We start from the raw sequence: 18,334 nt of genomic DNA on the forward strand, positions 1-18,334 counted from the left end.
ATAAAAAGATGAAGTTCATGAAGTTGAAGAAAAAGGAGTAAGTGAATGGCAAAATTTTTATATCATTTAGGAAAAAGTGCTTTTTCTAAGCCGAAACGGATGATTATCGGTTGGTTACTTGTTTTAGTAGCTGTTGTGGCGGCAACAATAGGGACAGGTGTTTCATTTAATGGAGATATGTCGATTCCAGGAACAAAGTCAGAAAAGGCAATGGATCTCTTGGAGAAAAAGTTCCCAGCAGGTGATGATGGCGGGACCATTCGTCTGATCTTTAAAGCACCTAAGGGCGAAACATTAGAAACAAAAAAAGTAAAAAATAAATTGAACGAAACGATCAAAGAAGTCAAAAAGGATAAAGCAGTCAAGCAAGTGACGGATTTATATCAGACATTTGCTATTAGTAAAGATAAGAAAATAGGGTATGCGGATATTACATACCGGGTGAAGGCGGGTGAGGTAAAAGCATCCTCAAAAGAGAAAGTATTAGATAGTATTAAGATTTCAAGAAAGGCTGGCATCCAAACAGAATTAGGAGGCTCCGTCACATTCTCAGAAATTGAGGTAGGCGGGATTTCGGAAGTCATAGGTATTGTCATGGCCTTCTTTATTTTAGCCTTTACCTTCGCTTCATTATTGATTGCAGGACTACCGATCTTGACGGCTGTCATTGGTTTAATAATCGGCGTGATGGTCATATTAATTACCTCAAACTTTGTTGATATGTCTGCATTTAGTCTTACATTAGCTGTGATGATTGGACTTGCCGTAGGAATTGATTATGCATTATTTATCATTTCTCGATATCGACAGTTATTAGCAGAGGGTTACGAATTGAAAGAAGCAGCTGCTAGAGCTGTTGCTACAGCAGGCAGTGCTGTATTGTTTGCAGGTGTCACCGTCGTGATTGCACTATGCGGACTTGTATTAGTCGGTATACCATTTTTAGGCGTGATGGGTCTTGTAGCTGCATTCATGGTACTATCAGTTATGCTTGTGTCTCTGACAATTGTTCCTGCGATACTAGGGATTCTTGGTGATAAAGTAAGCCCTTCAAGAAAGAATAAATGGTTCTCTAAATTACAATCTCAACAAAAAGAAGAAACAACAGCTTGGGGAAGGTTTATCAAAAAGTATCCAGGTAAAATCATCCTAGGTGTCATTGTATTGACTGGTCTATTTAGTTGGCCAGCACTTCATATGGAGTTGGGTCTTCCTGATAACGGTATGAAGGGGAAGGAAACAACTGAACGCAAGGGCTATGACCTGTTAGCAGAAGGGTTTGGCAAAGGGTTTAATGGACCACTGGCTGTTATCATTGATGCCTCCCATGCAAATAACGCAATGAAATCTATTGAGAAAACAACAAAAGTATTAGAGAAGATGGATGGCATCAAACAAGTGGCACCGGCTGTTCCTAATCCATCGGGTAAGTACGCCATGCTGACCATCTTACCGAAAAGCGGTCCAGAAGATAAGGCGACAAAGCAATTAGTCAAAGATATACGAAATGAATCTAGTCAGACTGCTGCAAAGTATGATACGAAATTACTTGTTACTGGTTCTACGGCAGTTAATATAGATATTTCAGATAGACTCAGTGAAGCGTTACCGAAATTTGCAGGAGTCATTATTGGATTTGCTTTGATTTTGATGATTCTTGTGTTTAGATCCTTCCTTGTTCCATTAAAAGCGGTTTTAGGATTCCTTATGACATTGACCGCTACACTAGGTTTTTCAGTCTTTGTTTTACAGGATGGACACCTTGCGCCATTGTTTGGAATACCAGCAAATGGCCCATTGTTAAACTTTATGCCTGTACTAGTGACAGGAATATTATTTGGTCTTGCAATGGATTATGAAGTCTTTTTAGTCAGTCGAATGAGAGAAGATTTCCTTCTATCAGGTGATGCGAAAAAGTCCGTTGTATCAGGTTTGAAGCACAGTGGAAGAGTAGTGACTGCCGCAGGCTTAATCATGATCCTCGTCTTTGCTAGTTTTATCTTTGCAGATGACTTGATCATTAAAACAATGGGATTAACGTTGGCATTCGGCGTTCTGTTTGATGCATTTGTCATAAGAATGACTTTTATCCCAGCTTGTATGATGCTGATCGGACGAGCTGCTTGGTACTTACCCAAATGGCTCGAAAGCTGGCTTCCACGTATAGACATTGAAGGTGAGTCTATTTCTCAGAAAGAAGAGAAAGCAGAGAAAGAAGAGAAGGTGATTTAGTCACTGATAGTCTTACATGGTATGATTGATGATACCGCCATTACCTCGATAAAGGGTGGGCGGTATTTTTTGAGTGAATATGAGGCTCGGATGGTGATTATTTATGGCGAAACGACGGGTAGACCCTTTTAATGAAATGATCTATTCGCGGATTCCAACATTATTATGGGTCATTCTTGTTTATATTGCAGCAATGATATTTCAGTTTATAACCACCCCAATAGCAATTTCCGGCCTGTTTTTTTCTGCACTTATTGCCATACATCTGATTCTGCATTGGTGGGCATTTTACTGGTTTCAGCAGAATCCATGGGTATATTTTCTGATTCAAGGAATTGTGATTCTACTTTGTGTTTCAGTCATGCAGGCGGCTTCCCCTGTGATCTTAATTGGTCTGTTACCGGTACTAATTGCGCAAAGTATTGGGGTATATTATCATACATTGAAGGTGATTTTGACAGGGCTTAGTTTTTATGTCCTTTTTTTTCTTGCCCTTATTTTGGTCAATGATACAGATGATTTGACGGTATACATTCCTATTTTGTTTTTGATTCTGATTGTAGTCATCGCATACTCCATTTTATTTTTTAGACAAGTCAAAGCTAGAATTCGTACACAAACATTTTTAAAGGAACTTGAATTGGCACATCAACAAGTGGAAGAGCTGACACTTGCAAATGAGCGTCAAAGAATGGCGAGAGATTTACATGATACCCTTGCACAAGGACTGGCAGGTATTATTATGCAGCTAGAAGCGGCCCATGCACATTTAGAGAATCAGAATGTTGAGCGTGCTCAAAGCATTATTAAAGGTTCAATGAGCCATGCGCGGACGACATTAGGTGAGGCGAGATTGGTCATTGACGACCTTCGAACATATAGCCAGGATCAATATGACTTAGCTGATTCTGTGAAAGATGAAGTGAATCGGTTTATGACGGCGACGAATATTCCAGTTCATACAAAAGTGGCTGTCTCCTATCAAGTGTCACCTTTTCTCATCGAACATACCGTATACATTGTCAGTGAATGTTTGACGAATATTGCCAAGCATGCCAAAGCAAGTAAAGTCGAATTGATGATGGAGCAAAAAGGTGATCACATCTCCTTGCAAATCACAGACAATGGAGTGGGTTTTAATGAGAAAAAACAAGAATCCACTTCCGGGCATTACGGTCTAATTGGTATGTCAGAACGTGCCCGACTGCTTGATGCACAGCTACACTTAAAAAGTGAAAAAAATGAAGGTACACAAGTGACGGTAACCATACCTTTGAAAAAGGAGTAAAAACAATGTCTTATCAAATTGTGATTGTCGATGATCATTTTGTTGTTAGGGAAGGATTAAAATTAATTCTTGAGACAGATCAACGATTTGATGTTGTTGGTGAAGCTGAGGATGGGGCAAAGGGGTTAGATGTCTTGAAAGAGAAGGCTCCAGACCTTGTATTACTTGACCTCAACATGCCTAACATGAGTGGGCTTGAGATGCTAAAAGAGATGCAGTCTCTTCAATTAAAAGTACCGGTCCTGATTCTCACTACCTATAACGAAGAGAAATTAATGATTGAAGGGCTGCAACTTGGAGCAAAGGGCTATCTTTTAAAGGATGCCAGCAGGGAAAATTTATTTTATACAATTGAAGCAGCTATCAGAGGAGATATTCTTCTTCAAGCAAACGTCGCTGCTAAGGTATTTGAATCAACAGAGCATCAAGTGACTCCGAACCATTTGAAAAAAGAAATAAACATGCTGACTGAAAAAGAGATGCTTGTCTTGCAAGCAGTGGCTAGAGGATTACGAAGTAAGGAAATTGCATTTGATATGGGGATTTCCGAGAGAACTGTCAAAGCTCATTTAACAAATATTTATCAAAAGCTGGAGGTCACTTCAAGAGCGGAAGCAATTAAAACAGCATTAGAATTAGGGGTGATTCATTTTTAGAGAGAGAGAATGATCATATGAGAAGATGACAAGAAACATTGCTCTGTTAAGTTTCAGCGTCAAGTGATTTATTATCTCTTCCACTGCGGTTTCAGTATGTGTAGGAAAATGAACTCTGCCTACATAAGTAATGGTACGATCTTTGACCCGGCACTTGGCGGCATATTATCCGATCAAAATATTCATGTCCCATTTTTATTCGCAGGTAGGCTTACCCCTTATTTGGAAGGTGAAGGCGACAGAAGAGACAGCAGCAGAATAATGAATGAAGAAGTAAGAGACCTTTTAAACGAGGTCTCTTTTTTTAAGACTGCGGCTTCAGGTGTTTTAATGCCTGTGCCATGTGGATGGTTGATGACGTTTACTTATGTCATAACCTTTTCTTGTTTCTAAATAAAACCAAACCCTCATTCATAAACCTCCTTTCACAATGAGCATAGCAATAGAGGAAAGCAAATGAGAAAGAATTTTATTAGTTGCAAAGAGTCACTGCATGCGCGCATTTTTTTATATATAATGGAAGGTAAGAACATGTTTGGAAAAGGGGAGCGCCATGCATCTTTTGGAAAAGCAAAGGACAGCATCGATAAAAGAAGGGATTCGCCAGATCGATCCGGCATATCCAGTGTTTGTAGATGCGGTCATGGATGGTTTCATACAAGGGAATCTTTATGTAGATGATGCAGTGCACCCTCGTATTTATTTTCTCGAAACAGCATGCGGCATTTATTATGTTGCAGGCAAGAGAGAAGAAGAGCTGTCACACTTCTCGGCGTTTATTGTGGATATTTACGAAAGGCAGAAAAGACAAAACGGCCGATTTACCATATTTTCAGCGAATCAATCGACAGATGTGATGATGAAAAATTGTCTTGGATCACATCTGAAAGAGATGGAAAGACATGCGTACGTTTTTTCGCAAGCACAATCTTATGTTTCTGCGTCTCATCCAGGCTACAGAGTAGAGCGGACAAAAGAACAGGTGATCAATGCAAGCAGGGCTTTCACGCCTAGCTATTACGAAGCCTATTGGGGGAGAGCGGCGCGCTTTCTATCAAAAGGAATCGGAGTTGCCATCTTAGATGGTGAGAACGTGGTGAGTGAATGTGTCTCCATTTTTTTAAGTGAAGATCGTGTAGAGATAGATATTTGGACAGAAGAAGCCTGCCGGGGGAAAGGTTTAGCGCAGCTGGCGGGTCAGCATATGATCAAGAGTTGTCTTGAAAATAAGAGGACACCGCATTGGGATTGCGATGTCCATCACCTAACTTCGATCAAACTGGCAGAAAAGCTAGGCTTTCAGCGGACAAAAACCTATCGATTGTTTTACAGCTCATGATGAGAAGGTTTTGAGATACCAAGCATCCATTGCAGAATGCTCAGAGCCTTCAATCGGCTCTGAAAGAAGAGAAAAGCCATATCGCTGATAAAGGCCGGTGGCTGCAGTTAATTCCTGGCGGGTTTCTAAATAACATGCTTCATAGTATGTAGAGGCATATTGCAGCGCTGTATCCATCAGTTTTTTGCCAGCACCTTTTCCTTGAGCATTTGGACTCAGATAAAGCTTTTGTAATTCACATATTCCGTTAGTAAATGGAGCAATGCCTACGCCGCCCAGAATATCGCCATTCTCTTCAGCAATCCAATAGGCTGCATGAGTCAATGATTGATAGTATTCGAACAGCTGGTCAAGGTGGGGATCAGTGTAGGCGGTTCCTTCAATCGCCAGATTCGCCGATTCTAGTGACTGGCGGATAATCGCTGCGATATACGGGTTGTCTTTTTGCTCAATGGGTCTCATGTTCATTGGAAGTACCTCCATCGTCATAAAATAAAAAAAGAGAAAGTGAGTTGAAACAACATGTTTTGGCTGCAAACCGCTATTTTTACAATCGTTGTATTGTGTCTCTCATGGTGGGCAGGGAAAAAAGGCAGAAACCGTCATGCGGGTCTGATCCTCCCTATATGCTTTATTCTATTTGGATTGGTTTTATTGCTAGCCAGTTTCTTCATTGGCAGATGGGAAGGCATGGCGCTTAGTATATCAAGCGTCTCTATCGTTCTCTCTTCCATGATTTGTTTGATCATCGTCACAGCGATTCAAATTTTAAAAAAAGATGTCCCTTCTTAAGCAGGGGCATCTCCACTGTTCATCTGATTGTATTCTTCACGAAGGATGCCCATGATGATCACATCTGAGTAGGTACCATTGAAATAAAGCGCTTGGCGCCTTTTTCCTTCATATTGAAATCCGGCTTTCTCATAGCTTCTGAAGGCTCTCGGATTGTGGGAAAAGACTTCGAGCTCAAGGCGATTGAGTTCTAATGTCTCAAAGGCGAATGCTTGAACCATTCGGACAGCTTCAGTGCCATAGCCCTTTTGGAAATGTTCTGGTCCATGAAGCGCAATGCGGAAGCTTGCCGTATGATTGATTGGATCAATATCCACAATCGCCGCATCCCCAATCATTTCTTTCGTGTCTAACAGACAAATGGCGAAATCTCGTCTGCTGTCATCTTGTAAAAATCGGGTGTAGGCTGAACGAATTTCTTCTAGTGTGAACGTTTTTCGTGTGCCAGTCATGTAAAGTGTTTCTTCATGCTGGCATCCTCTTTGAATACCCGGATAATCCTGTTCTTCAATCGGTCTCAAAAATAAGCGGGTCATGACGGATCACCCTCCTCTATATATCGAGATATTTCAATTAAATTCAGATCAGGATCACGGATATAAACAGATTCAACCGGACCTAATGTACCTGTGCGCCTGACGGGTCCCTCTTCAATAGGAACTACTTGCTTGCGAAGGTGCAGCAGCAAACTGTCCATATCTAAATCGGTGATAAAGCACAAATCACTAGAGCCTGGAAGTGGGTGAGCCGCTGCCGGCTCATATTCATGACCAGCTTCATGAAGATTGATCTTCTGTAAACCAAAACGAAGCGCTTTACGGCCTTCTCCAAAGGTTTCTTCCTTCATTCCTAATACGTTTGTATAAAAGCGAATGGTGTCCTCCATATGTTGTACAGTCAACACGATATGATCAAGTCGTCGTATCATCAGTTTCTCCTCCAAGTATGATCATTGATTGAACTGATTTTATTATATCATTACTTGAAGAGGATACCTTAGTGAATCACGGTGTTGAAGGCATGAAAACGGATGATGAAAAATCCATATATACTTTGTCTTTTCTTTCTGATACAATCGAAATAGAATGTATGTTCCCATTTAAGATAAGGGAGTGATGGAATTGAGTCAGAAAAGGAAGCTGCTTTTTTATGGGGCAATGAGTATCGATGGCTATTTAGCGAGAGAGGATCACAGGCTCGATTGGTTAATAGGAACAGAGGGCGAAGAAGAAACGAGGTATGATGACTTTTATGCGTCAGTTGATACGCTGATCATGGGGCGAAATACATATGAGCAGGTTCTACAGCTGTCACCAGATGAGTTTCCTTATGAAGGAAAGACATGTTATATCATGTCACGTACTTTACAAGACAGTTTGAAAGGAACCCATATCATTCGTGAAGATATCTTATCTTTTATGAAAAAATTAAAACATGAAGAAGGTCAGCATATCTGGATTGTCGGCGGCGGGGAACTGCTTCAGTTTTTCATAAAAGCAGGATTGGTTGATGAGCTTTATCTTCAAATTGCTCCTGTCATGATTGGGAGAGGCATTCCCCTGTTTTCCCCAGCGGATATAGAATCCAGGTTTTCTTTAAAAGAAGTCAAACAATACAAGCAGATAGCTGAATTGCATTTTGTCTTAAAAGAAGAAGATCACTGATTTGAGGTGGTCTTTTTTTTATGAAACAAACTCGTTGACAATCATATATCCTAGTGTTAGGATAAATTTATCCTAGTTTTAGGATTTCTTAAAAAGGGAGTAGTTGCCATGGTGCAGCATGAACATGAATTAGACTTAAGGCTATTCCGCGTGTGGATGAAAGCCTATCAAGCTCTTTTTACAAATATTCAAACAGACATTGAACGTTATGATATCGGATTTGAAAACTTTCAGATCCTTGAATTGCTTTATAGTAAGGGGCCACATCCCGTCCAAAAAATCAGCGACATCCTGTCAATCCCAAGTGGAAGTATGACATATGTCGTGAACAAACTAGAAAAACAAGAGCTCGTGAAAAGGCAATGTGCGCCCTCTGATAAACGTGTATTTCATGTATTACTGACGGAAAAAGGAAAGCAATTGTTTGACGACATTTTTCCTAAACACACAGATGTCATTTCACAAAACCTATCCTTTATTGAAAAAGAAGAAAAAGAACAGCTCATTGAATTATTAAAAAAAGTCGGTTTAGGTGCAAAACAACTTCACGAAAAGGGGAAACAAGATGACTCTCAGCTTTGATACATTGGTACGTGAAAGACGATCCGCATCAAATTTTTTGCCAAATATCTCGATTTCGAGAGAAGAGCTTAACAGCATTTTTGAAGAGGTCAAAATGGCACCATCTGCTTTTAACTTACAGCACACACAATATGTCGTCGTCCAAACAGAAGGTCTTAAAGAACAAGTAAGAGAAGCTGCATTTGGACAATATAAAGTGCATTCCGCCTCAGCAGCGATCATTGTACTGGGAGACACAAAGGCTTATCAGCAAGCGGCGAACATTTATGAAGGTCTGAAAATGCTTGGCATTTTAAACACGCAGCAATACGAAGAAATGGTCAGAGAGACGATGAGCTTTTATGAACAGAGAGGATCGGATTTTCAGAAAGAAGAGGCAATCCGCAATGCTTCATTATCTGCGATGCTGTTTATGCTCGCCGCCAAAAACAAGGGCTGGGACACGTGCCCAATGATCGGCTTTGACCCTGATGTCATGAAAAAGGTGCTCAACATCGAGTCGGATTTGGTTCCCGTGTTAATGATCACACTAGGAAAAGAAAAAGTAGAGAGCAGACAACCGAGAGGCTACCGAAAGCCAGTCTCTGAATTCGTAACATACTTATAAGATAGGGGGTTCCACTCATGGAACTAGGAATTAGTACATTTGTAGAAACAACACCTGATTTTCAAACAGGAAAAACAGTCAGTCACGCACAGCGTATTCGAGAAGTAGTCGAAGAAATTATTTTAGCAGATCAAGTTGGCCTTGATGTATTTGGCGTAGGTGAGCATCACCGTGAGGATTTCGCAGCATCGAATCCCGCTGTTGTCTTAGCGGCTGCGGCAACACAAACAAAGAATATCCGCCTGACAAGTGCAGTGACAGTCCTTTCATCAGCAGATCCTGTTCGTGTCTTTCAGGATTTTGCAACGCTAGATGGACTATCAAACGGGCGTGCAGAAATTATGGCAGGCCGTGGTTCATTTATTGAATCATTCCCGCTCTTTGGCTATGACCTTGATGACTATGAAGAATTATTTGAAGAAAAGCTTGATTTGTTGCTCAAATTACAGCAGTCTGAGCGTGTCACATGGAGCGGAAAGCATCGCCCAGCTATTCAGGATGTTGGGGTGTACCCAAGACCTGTTCAAGATCCGCTTCCAATCTGGATCGGCAGTGGAGGAAACCGTGAATCTGTCGTACGTGCTGGATTATTGGGACTGCCTTTAGTACTTGCCATCATTGGCGGAAGTCCTAGACAGTTCGCACCGCTCGTTCAGCTGTACAAGCAAGCGGCAGTGCACGCTGGACATGACCCTGAGAAATTAACCGTGGCGTCACATTCGCATGGATTTGTTGCGGAAGAAACAGAACTGGCAGCAGACCAATTCTTCCCTTCCACACAGCATGTGATGAATACGTTAGCAAGAGAGCGAGGCTGGGGACCATATACTCGTTCTACATTTGATGCAGCGAGAACGTTAGAAGGCGCGCTGTATGTAGGAGATTCAGATGCAGTGGCAGAGAAAGTGATTCACCTAAGAAAAAATGTAGGAATCACGCGTTTTATGCTTCATGTACCAGTTGGTTCAATGCCGCATGATCAAGTATTAAAAGCCATTGAGTTATTTGGAAAAGAAGTCGCTCCTAAAGTAAGAGAAGAGGTTGCCCGCTGGGAAGCAGAGCAAGCATAACGAAAAAGGTCGATCAAGTGAATAGGCTTGATCGACCTTTTTGATGCTTAAGGATCAATGACACAAGGTTTCACTGTAGGGCATGAAGCAGCAGAAGCAAGTGGTGTGGTCGTCAAGGTGAAGAGAAAAACAAGTTGAAAACAGATGAGCCATTTTTTCATGAAATCACCTCCGTTCACAATTGTTTGACGGAATGAGATGAGGATAAAAGCACAGAAGTATAAAACACTCTCTATCCAACATAAGACAATCATATCATAATTTTCAAAAAAATGAAAAAATATCTTATATAAGTACTGAATTATGGTATGGTTATTATGTTCTACAAAAAAAGGGAGGGATTTTTTTATGAAAAAGGTCATGTCTTCTGTTTTAGTTGGAGCAATTGTCTTAACGGGTGCTGGGGTCACAACTGCTCCAGTGGAAGCAAAGGAGCAAACAAACAGTGAAATAACGGCTCAGGCCAGTCGAACTGTTTCAGTAACAAGAACATATACGACATCAAACATCCCAGAAAGTATTGTATATGCAGAGGATGGCTGGGTCGGTATTTTAAAACAAACCTCTATTAAAGAATTGGGATTAGGAAAATATAGTGTCACATTTACTGGAACAGTGGTACGCGATCCAGGATTTAATTAAATAAAATGCAAAGCTGACAGGTGGACAAGCCTGTCAGCTTTTTTCATGAGGATAATAAAGAATCATTTGCAGCCGGACCATTTGTTCTCCGGTTTGTTTATATGCATGCGTACGGTCCGCTTTAAAACGAATGGAGTCGCCGGCGTTTAAGCTGTATTGCTCATCTCCAATGGATATATCAAGCGCTCCCTCAAAAACGGTAATCAATTCCTCTGTCCCGCCAATGTGTTCATTTGCATGCAGCGACCCGCCAGGATCAATTTCTACTCGGTACACTTCAAATTTCCCCCGGTCATCAAAAGGAAAAGTCGTATATACGCGATATCGCCCATCATCTTCCGTTAAAATCTGTGCATCTTCATTGCGAACTACTTTGATTTCAGGCTGTGGTGCGTGAATGAGCTCACTAAAAGATACCTTTAATCCGTTGGCGATTTTCCATAAAGTCGTGATGGTAGGGGTTGATTCTCCTCTTTCAATTTGTCCAATCATGGTTTTGCTGACACCTGTTAATTCTGCCATCTTTTCGAGGCTTAATTTCTTTTGGTCTCTAAGAAGCCTCACATTTTTAGAAATAATCGATTGTACATCTTCCATGAAAAAAACTCCTTTCTCTATTTACTTTATAAAGACCGAACGTTACAATAAAACGTAACATACGTAATAAAGTAATTAAAGTCTTAATAACGTACAAGGGAGGCGGCAACTATGATTCTTTCTATGTTGATCTATGCTTTTGTGAGCAGCTTTACCCCAGGGCCAAACAACATCATGGCCATGGTCTTTACGAATAAATATGGGGTCAAGCAAACATTTCGATTTTGTTTAGGTGTGGGTATCGGATTTCTCGTTATTTTGTGTTTGAGTTGCTTCTTTAATATCATTCTTTATCAAGTGATGCCGAAAATAGGCTGGGTCATGGCGTTCATCGGAGCTGCATACATGATTTATTTAGCGGTCAAAATCATGAAAAGTAAAGGCGGGGATGACGAAACACTTGATCGTTACAATCATTTTGTCCCAGGTATGATGCTGCAATTTATCAACCCAAAAGCGATCTTGTATGGATTGACTGTGATTTCAACATTTGTTTTGCCATATGGACAATCGAATATGCAGTATGTCATATGGACGCTGATTCTCGCACTTATTGGATTTCTCGGTACATTTAGCTGGAGCCTATTTGGCTCTTTGTATAAGCGCTTTTTGACTGCTTATGAAAGACCGTTCCAGTATGTCATGGGGCTGCTTCTAATATACAGTGCGATTTCAATGGTATGGGGTTATGTGATGTAAGTAGTCAGAAGCTTGGCCGCTGCCTGCCCATCACAACAGTATTGTAATAAAGTCCATCTGCCAGACGTTTATCCTTTTTTAATACCCCTTCAATCAGAAAGCCATGGTGCTCATATAACCGAATGGCTTTTTGGTTCGTTTCTAGCACTTGAAGTGACATCTTCTGGATGCCTTGCTGATCAGCCCAGTCAATAGAAGCGGCTAAAAGCTCTTTGCCAATGTGATAGCCCCAAACATCCTTTTGAATGGCGACCCCAAAAGTCACTTTGTGAGCAGAGCGCTTGAGTGAATGTCCCTCACATCTGGAGAAACCAACAATTTCTCCTTCAATATCAGCGACCAAAAATAAATGCCTGCTTTTTTTGGTATCATCTTGAATCAACACCTCAAAATCTTTTTCATGAAGAAAGGCTTCGCCTGGTTCACGGTCTAAATATTCTGTTTCACCATCAATTTTCAGTCTGAGCGCTGATAACTGCTTGGCATCGCCAATTGCAGCAGACCGAATACGATAGGTCAAGTCACGAACGGTGAATATGTTTTCAGAGATAATCATAGAACACCAACCTTTCTTTCCATTATGTCTATCATACCTGAAACGTGTACATAGCAGGTGAAAGCTTTTAAGTCTGTCTTATAGATCATTATTTTTTAATCCAGCTGACCCTGGCTGGATTTTCATGATTTAGACTGAGAACTTAAATAGGCTTCTCTCACAACTGTTAAAAAGTGGTCAGCGACGGTTGATGTTTCATCTTGTCTCCATGAAACATATAAATTTACTTTTGGTGTAGTTTCTTGGATTTTTCTATAAACAACCCCTGAACGTTTTACGCTTTCTACTGAGGATGGAACCACAGAGATTCCCATTCCTGCAGCAACTAAATTCACAATCGTATGCATTTGAATAGCTTCCTGAACTACGTTTAAACTTATGCTATTTTCCCAAAAGTAGCTGATAATTAAATCATAAAATGCTGCACCTAGATGACGTGGGAACATGATAAATGGTTCATTGGCTAATAAATGAATTGGAACTTTGGGAAATGAAGCTAAAGGATGATTTTCTGGCAAAACCAAGCTTAATGATTCCTCACAACAAATTTCTGAGGTAAGTATCTTATTATTTTGGTTAGAACGAATAAATCCTATTTGAATTTCTTTCTTATATAGTGCTTTTAACTGCTGTTCTGTAGCCATTTCACATAAGACAAGTTGGATGTTAGGGAAACTTTCTCGAAACCTTTTAATAATATCAATCACAATATCAGTAGAATCAACGAAGCCGATCGTCAAATGACCTATTCTTCCGTCATCTGCAAGCTGTGTTGCTTTAATCGTTCTATCTACTTGAAGAAGCGTACGGCGGGCTTCTTCTAAAAATACTCTCCCCGAATCTGAAAGTTCAACCTGTCTTCTCGTTCTATGAAAAAGCGTAACACCTAACTCTTCTTCTAATTTGCGAATTTCCTGACTTAATGGAGGCTGTGCCATTTTAAGACGTTCAGCTGCCCGGCTAAAATTTAGTTCTTCAGCAACCATGATAAAATAACGTATTTGTCTCAGATCCATTTTTTATGCCCCCTATAAATTTCAACATTGCTTATTGTGTTTTTTTAATGGAAATATTTTTAGTTATATAATATATATATATATTTATCTTAATATATATATTATACATATTAACGGCCTCTTTTTATAATGAAAGTATTCTTTCAAAAGGAGGGCATTATTATGGAGTATAGTAAACTTGGAAATAGTGGATTAACAATTAGTAAACTTGCATACGGAAACTGGATTAATCATGGTGGTAAGATAAATGAAGAAACTGCCCATGATTGTGTGAAAGCTGCTCTTGATGTTGGTATTACGACGTTTGATACTGCTGATGTTTATTCAGACACCAAGGCTGAAGAGATACTAGGCAGGTCTTTAAAAGGGATCCGGCGGGAGAGCATTGAACTATGTACAAAAGTATGTCATCCAACCGGTACTGGGAAAAACGATAGAGGATTATCACGCAAGCATATTTTGGAAAACTGTCATGCCTCTTTGCGACGTTTACAAACGGATTATATTGATATTTACTATGCACACAGGTTTGATCCAACTACACCTCTGGAAGAAACGATGTTAGCTTTCGCAGATTTAGTAAGACAGGGGAAAGTGAACTATATTGGTGTAAGTGAGTGGACAGCAGAACAAATTACTCGAGGGGCAGCGCTTGCACGAGAGCTAAAAGTCCCCCTAATTGCCAGCCAACCTCAATACTCCATGTTATGGAGAATCATTGAAAGTGATGTAATACCGACCTGTCAGCGCGAAGGACTTGGCCAGGTAGTATGGTCGCCTTTGGCCCAGGGAATCCTTACTGGAAAGTACCTCCCAGGAAAATCACTTCCGACTAATTCGCGTGCTAACTCACCTGCTGGAAAACCCTTTTTTAAAAACCTTGCTCAACGCTGGATGAATAATAATACCTTAGAGGCGATCCAAAAGCTTAAGCCCATCGCACAAGAGGTTGATCTTACTCTCGCTCAGCTTGCAATAGCATGGGTACTGCAAAATCAGAACGTTTCTGCAGCAATTATCGGTGCATCTAGTCCAGAACAGGTGAGGGAGAATGCTTTAGCATCTGAGGTGAAAATTGAAACTGAGATGATGAATCAGATTGACGAAATTCTAGGTGATCTTGTTGAGTACGATCAGAGTAAAACAGGTTAAAGCTTTTAAGTCTATCTTATAGATCATTATTTTTAATCCAGCCGACCTTGGCTGGATTTTCTTGTTGCTGTAGTTTCTTGGATCGCACACTCAGATGTTTTGTATCTGTGAAAAAGGCTAAATGAATAGTATCAAACGTGGAGGTGGAACAAATGAGTGAAGAAAAAGGACATATGGATAAAGCGAAAGGAAAAACAAATCAAGCCAAAGGTCAATTGAAAGAGAAGCTTGGCGAAGCAACAGATCATCAAAACCTGAAAGCAGAAGGGAAAAAGGATCAAGCCAAAGGAAAGCTTCAAGATAAAAAAGGGGATTTGAAAAATCACCTGAACCAGTAAATCCGAAAACATGGCACTGCTTCATGTCTCCATCATGACATGTCTTTCATCAATAAAATGAATAGATGTGTGAAAAGAATTGATTATACGCGCTCGCTATCATCATGTAGACTTGAGACAGAAGACATGATCAAGGGAGATGGTTGAGATGAAGCAAGTGTGGGAGAAAGTTGACGAGTATATCACAGACAAGTTGATTCCTAAAGATGATGTTTTGGAGCAAGCTCTTACTCATAATAAGCAAGCAGGCCTGCCAGAAATTGATGTGTCACCAGCTCAAGGGAAAATGCTTTATTTATTAGCAAAAACCAAGAATGCAAAGCGCATTTTAGAGATCGGGACACTTGGTGGATACAGTACCATTTGGTTGGCGCGTGCTCTTGAAGAGGATGGAGAACTCATCACATTAGAGGCTGTCAGCCACCATGTACAGATTGCGCAGCAAAACATTAGTAGAGCGGGCTTATCGGAACGGGTGAGCATTTTGCAAGGAAAGGCATTGGATACGCTATCTCAGTTAAAAGAGAGGGATGTGCTTCCATTCGATTTGATTTTCATTGATGCAGATAAACCGAACAACCCGAAATATCTAAAGTGGGCGTTACACTTCTCAAAAAAGGGAACAGTCATTATTGCAGACAATGTCGTGAGAAATGGAGCAGTCCTTCATGACTCTGATGGGGATGAACGAGTGCAAGGAACTCGTGAATTTTTCAATTTACTCAAACAAGAGTCAAGAATAGAGGCTACAGCCATTCAAACTGTTGGTGAAAAGGGTTACGATGGATTTGTATACGGAATCGTAAAATGAAACAAAGCTTAACCGCATGCGGTTAAGCTTTTTCTTTTAAAAAAACCATCTGGCAGTCCCCATCAGCAGGACGCCTACAAGAACAGTAAGTGATAAGCTCTTTGTCCAAACAGCGATCACGACGGTCGGAACCAAGACAGCAAGGTACATCCAGTGAATGGTGACACCTGTTGTGGTATGAATAAACAAATGCTCTGCAATCAAAGCCGTAAAGATACAAATGGGAATAAACGATAACCACTTGAGCACCACTTCAGGAAGCTCGATACTTCGTACAAATATAAAGGGAACGACCCTTGGAATCACAGTGACAATCATACAGCCGAGAATGAGCCACATCATAAAACTGCTGATCATTTATCTGTCACCACCCCAATGGTTGCGACAATTATGGTGGCTAATAGAACAGCCACGTGTGATGGAACAAAATGAAGCAGGACAAACATCGCAACGACCATATACAAAACAAGTGACAGGCGATGGGTTAATTTACTTTTAGGCACAGTTTGCAAAGAAAGAACCAGCAGTGCAGCAAACATAGCGGAAAGAGCAAAATCAAGACCAAGTGCTTCAGGATTTGAGATCCAGTGTCCAAAAATGCCGCCAAGTATACAGGCAGCAATCCAGCACAAATAAGCCGTTATGTTCAGCCCGTGCATCCACCGGTTATTCAGCTTTCCATGCTGAGCTAATTTATTCATGGCTACGCCAAAGGATTCATCAGTCAGCAATAGACCGAATCCAATATTTTGTTTTAAAGAGTAGCGTGTAAAATGAGGAGCCAGCGTCAGGCTTAGTAATAAATGACGCAGATTCACAATAAATGTAGTGAGAATAATAGCGGAAAGGGGGCTTCCCGTGACAAGCAGTGCACAGATAATAAACTGTGAAGCACCTGCGTAAATAAAGATTGCTAGAAGCGCAATGTCCCATAGGCTCAACTGTGCGCTAATTCCAACAATTCCAAAGGCAAACCCGATACTCATATAACCAAGCAGGGTTGGCACACAATCTTTTATTCCCTCGAGAAATGGTTCATGTTCCGTGCTGGGAATATGTTTTCTAGCTTCAATATCCAACGACCTCTACTCCTTTTCTGCGTGACGACCTATAGTTTTACTTACTATATGAAAACGAATTTAGCATGTCAATATCCCCTTATCTTCTATTATATAAAGAAAAAAGGTGTAAAAAGGATTGAAGTCATCCAGAATATGTTATAAAGTATCAGAAAATAAAAAAAATGGAGTGACGACAATGCTGTGCAAACCTTTGTTTGAACATGATGTTCCAAATGCCCTCCGTCCATAACGGAGAGTGATCTCCGTTTGTGGATATGGTATTCAAAATATCCAATAACGGAGGGAAAATGATGAATGAAAAATATATAGGCGCCCTTTACCTAGCAATCGCAGCAAGTATTTGGGGTGGCATGTACGTTGTTGTCAAAGTAACAGTAGCGGTTGTCCCGCCACTTGAGCTCGTCTGGATGAGATATGCTGTAGCAGGAGTCGTGTTGGTGATCACCATTTGGCGCTTGGGCTATTCCTTTCGATTAGATAAAAAAGATATCCCCCTTATGGTGTTGATTGGGCTGATCGGAAATTTCCTTTCAATCGTGACCCAAGAAATTGGGACGATGTATACCTCTGCACAAATGGGGGCTGTTATTACATCTGCAACTCCTGCGTTTATGGTGCTGTTTGCTTTCTTTCTATTAAAAGAAGCCATGACTGTTCGAAAGTGCGCATCCATCCTGCTTGCTACAGCAGGTGTATGGCTCATGATTGGACCAGTTGCAGTACAGACAGATGAATTTGTCGGTGGTCTTTCATTGGTCTTCGCTGCTTTAACATGGGCGCTGATGTCTGTTTTGCTCAAACGTGTTCCAGGAAAGTATCCTCAGGTGGTGACAACCACATATGCGATCATCATTGCATTCATTGTTTTAACACCGCCTGTATTATTTCGTTTACCTCACCTAGATGTGGAACAGATGGCAAGGCCGGAGATTTGGGGCGGTATTCTTTATCTAGGCATCATCTCAACAGCTCTAGCATTCTTTTTATGGAATAGAGGGCTTCAATTAATGGATGCCTCAAGCGGCGGTTTGTTCTTTTTCTTTCAACCGATCGTAGGTGCCGTTCTTGGCTGGCTGCTTTTGGGAGAAGAAATGGGATTACGCTCATTCATTGGCATTCTATGTATCTTTGCAGGTGTCTATACTGTGCTGCGTCAAAAGGAATAAAAGAAGATGTCCCTTGTAATAGGGGCATCTTCTTTATAAATGAGA

The 18,334-nt window shown here is 40.7% G+C and carries 23 protein-coding genes; 15 read left to right on the forward strand and 8 right to left on the reverse strand.

What is annotated here, in order from left to right:
• Positions 1–45: 45 nt before the first annotated feature.
• From MHB83_RS07760 to MHB83_RS07775, 4 genes are all read left to right on the forward strand, one after another.
• Positions 46–2,232 (forward strand): MMPL family transporter, encoded by a 2,187-nt coding sequence (locus tag MHB83_RS07760; protein WP_212046664.1) that lies wholly within the window; start codon positions 46–48, stop codon positions 2,230–2,232.
• A 103-nt stretch (positions 2,233–2,335) separates the two neighbouring features.
• Positions 2,336–3,520: a sensor histidine kinase gene (locus MHB83_RS07765; RefSeq protein ID WP_050945649.1), complete on the forward strand. Its 1,185-nt coding sequence runs from the start codon at positions 2,336–2,338 to the stop codon at positions 3,518–3,520.
• Positions 3,521–3,525: 5 nt separating this feature from the next.
• A complete protein-coding gene (locus tag MHB83_RS07770) occupies positions 3,526–4,176 on the forward strand; it encodes a response regulator transcription factor (RefSeq protein WP_342496786.1) in 651 nt (216 codons plus the stop codon).
• Positions 4,177–4,729: 553 nt separating this feature from the next.
• On the forward strand, positions 4,730–5,515 hold the full coding sequence (locus MHB83_RS07775; RefSeq protein ID WP_342496787.1) for a GNAT family N-acetyltransferase: 786 nt from the start codon (positions 4,730–4,732) through the stop codon (positions 5,513–5,515).
• On the opposite strand, the gene MHB83_RS07780 is transcribed toward MHB83_RS07775, so the two are convergent.
• On the reverse strand, positions 5,510–5,983 hold the full coding sequence (locus MHB83_RS07780) for a GNAT family N-acetyltransferase (protein ID WP_137055586.1): 474 nt from the start codon (positions 5,981–5,983) through the stop codon (positions 5,510–5,512). The genes MHB83_RS07775 and MHB83_RS07780 overlap by 6 nt on opposite strands.
• A gap of 54 nt (positions 5,984–6,037) precedes the next feature.
• Here MHB83_RS07780 and MHB83_RS07785 point away from each other — a divergent pair, with 54 nt between their 5' ends.
• On the forward strand, positions 6,038–6,307 hold the full coding sequence (locus tag MHB83_RS07785) for a YesK-like family protein (protein WP_342496788.1): 270 nt from the start codon (positions 6,038–6,040) through the stop codon (positions 6,305–6,307).
• Here MHB83_RS07785 and MHB83_RS07790 read toward each other — a convergent pair.
• Together MHB83_RS07790 and MHB83_RS07795 are read right to left on the reverse strand one after the other, a co-directional pair.
• Positions 6,304–6,843 (reverse strand): GNAT family protein, encoded by a 540-nt coding sequence (locus tag MHB83_RS07790; protein ID WP_106030203.1) that lies wholly within the window; start codon positions 6,841–6,843, stop codon positions 6,304–6,306. The two genes, MHB83_RS07785 and MHB83_RS07790, sit on opposite strands and share 4 nt — an antisense overlap.
• Complete coding sequence (locus MHB83_RS07795; RefSeq protein ID WP_003214262.1) at positions 6,840–7,235, reverse strand: VOC family protein; 396 nt, start codon at positions 7,233–7,235, stop codon at positions 6,840–6,842. Before MHB83_RS07795 ends, MHB83_RS07790 begins: the two co-directional genes overlap by 4 nt.
• Before the next feature lie 193 nt (positions 7,236–7,428).
• On the opposite strand from MHB83_RS07795, the gene MHB83_RS07800 reads away from it, so the two are divergent.
• The 5 genes from MHB83_RS07800 to MHB83_RS07820 all read left to right on the forward strand — a co-directional run bounded on the left by MHB83_RS07800 (position 7,429) and on the right by MHB83_RS07820 (position 10,872).
• Entirely contained in the window at positions 7,429–7,971 is a 543-nt protein-coding gene (locus tag MHB83_RS07800; RefSeq protein ID WP_003214351.1) for a dihydrofolate reductase family protein, read from the forward strand.
• 108 nt (positions 7,972–8,079) lie between these two features.
• Positions 8,080–8,553, forward strand: coding sequence for a MarR family transcriptional regulator (locus MHB83_RS07805; protein ID WP_003213943.1), 474 nt, complete (start codon positions 8,080–8,082; stop codon positions 8,551–8,553).
• Positions 8,537–9,160, forward strand: a complete 624-nt coding sequence (locus tag MHB83_RS07810) for a nitroreductase family protein (RefSeq protein WP_340988906.1) — start codon at positions 8,537–8,539, stop codon at positions 9,158–9,160. The genes MHB83_RS07805 and MHB83_RS07810 overlap by 17 nt, the downstream gene beginning before the upstream one ends.
• A 17-nt stretch (positions 9,161–9,177) precedes the next feature.
• Entirely contained in the window at positions 9,178–10,230 is a 1,053-nt protein-coding gene (locus MHB83_RS07815; protein ID WP_050945655.1) for an LLM class flavin-dependent oxidoreductase, read from the forward strand.
• A gap of 348 nt (positions 10,231–10,578) precedes the next feature.
• Positions 10,579–10,872 (forward strand): hypothetical protein, encoded by a 294-nt coding sequence (locus tag MHB83_RS07820; protein ID WP_003214005.1) that lies wholly within the window; start codon positions 10,579–10,581, stop codon positions 10,870–10,872.
• Between the two features lie 33 nt (positions 10,873–10,905).
• Here the strand turns inward: MHB83_RS07820 and MHB83_RS07825 are convergent, their stop codons facing one another.
• Complete coding sequence (locus MHB83_RS07825) at positions 10,906–11,469, reverse strand: XRE family transcriptional regulator (RefSeq protein WP_050945656.1); 564 nt, start codon at positions 11,467–11,469, stop codon at positions 10,906–10,908.
• A 111-nt stretch (positions 11,470–11,580) separates the two neighbouring features.
• Here MHB83_RS07825 and MHB83_RS07830 point away from each other — a divergent pair, with 111 nt between their 5' ends.
• Complete coding sequence (locus tag MHB83_RS07830) at positions 11,581–12,168, forward strand: LysE family transporter (protein WP_003214091.1); 588 nt, start codon at positions 11,581–11,583, stop codon at positions 12,166–12,168.
• A gap of 4 nt (positions 12,169–12,172) precedes the next feature.
• Here the strand turns inward: MHB83_RS07830 and MHB83_RS07835 are convergent, their stop codons facing one another.
• Both MHB83_RS07835 and MHB83_RS07840 read right to left on the reverse strand, forming a co-directional pair.
• Positions 12,173–12,724, reverse strand: a complete 552-nt coding sequence (locus tag MHB83_RS07835; RefSeq protein WP_137055590.1) for a GNAT family N-acetyltransferase — start codon at positions 12,722–12,724, stop codon at positions 12,173–12,175.
• 122 nt (positions 12,725–12,846) lie between these two features.
• On the reverse strand, positions 12,847–13,740 hold the full coding sequence (locus MHB83_RS07840; RefSeq protein ID WP_137055591.1) for a LysR substrate-binding domain-containing protein: 894 nt from the start codon (positions 13,738–13,740) through the stop codon (positions 12,847–12,849).
• 162 nt (positions 13,741–13,902) lie between these two features.
• Between MHB83_RS07840 and MHB83_RS07845 the strand changes: the two genes are divergently transcribed.
• From MHB83_RS07845 to MHB83_RS07855, 3 genes are all read left to right on the forward strand, one after another.
• Positions 13,903–14,892, forward strand: coding sequence for an aldo/keto reductase family protein (locus tag MHB83_RS07845; RefSeq protein WP_050945658.1), 990 nt, complete (start codon positions 13,903–13,905; stop codon positions 14,890–14,892).
• A 152-nt stretch (positions 14,893–15,044) separates the two neighbouring features.
• Positions 15,045–15,230, forward strand: a complete 186-nt coding sequence (locus tag MHB83_RS07850; protein ID WP_003213978.1) for a CsbD family protein — start codon at positions 15,045–15,047, stop codon at positions 15,228–15,230.
• A gap of 148 nt (positions 15,231–15,378) precedes the next feature.
• Positions 15,379–16,041 (forward strand): O-methyltransferase, encoded by a 663-nt coding sequence (locus tag MHB83_RS07855; protein ID WP_106066398.1) that lies wholly within the window; start codon positions 15,379–15,381, stop codon positions 16,039–16,041.
• A 36-nt stretch (positions 16,042–16,077) separates the two neighbouring features.
• On the opposite strand, the gene MHB83_RS07860 is transcribed toward MHB83_RS07855, so the two are convergent.
• Both MHB83_RS07860 and MHB83_RS07865 read right to left on the reverse strand, forming a co-directional pair.
• Positions 16,078–16,398, reverse strand: a complete 321-nt coding sequence (locus tag MHB83_RS07860; protein WP_106030211.1) for an AzlD domain-containing protein — start codon at positions 16,396–16,398, stop codon at positions 16,078–16,080.
• Positions 16,395–17,120 (reverse strand): AzlC family ABC transporter permease, encoded by a 726-nt coding sequence (locus tag MHB83_RS07865; protein WP_003214127.1) that lies wholly within the window; start codon positions 17,118–17,120, stop codon positions 16,395–16,397. Before MHB83_RS07865 ends, MHB83_RS07860 begins: the two co-directional genes overlap by 4 nt.
• A 293-nt stretch (positions 17,121–17,413) precedes the next feature.
• Here MHB83_RS07865 and MHB83_RS07870 point away from each other — a divergent pair, with 293 nt between their 5' ends.
• Entirely contained in the window at positions 17,414–18,289 is an 876-nt protein-coding gene (locus tag MHB83_RS07870; RefSeq protein ID WP_034620208.1) for a DMT family transporter, read from the forward strand.
• Positions 18,290–18,334 lie beyond the last annotated feature (45 nt).

Source organism: Bacillus sp. FSL K6-3149 (assembly GCF_038630515.1).
Taxonomy (GTDB): Bacteria; Bacillota; Bacilli; order Bacillales; family Bacillaceae; genus Bacillus; species Bacillus pumilus.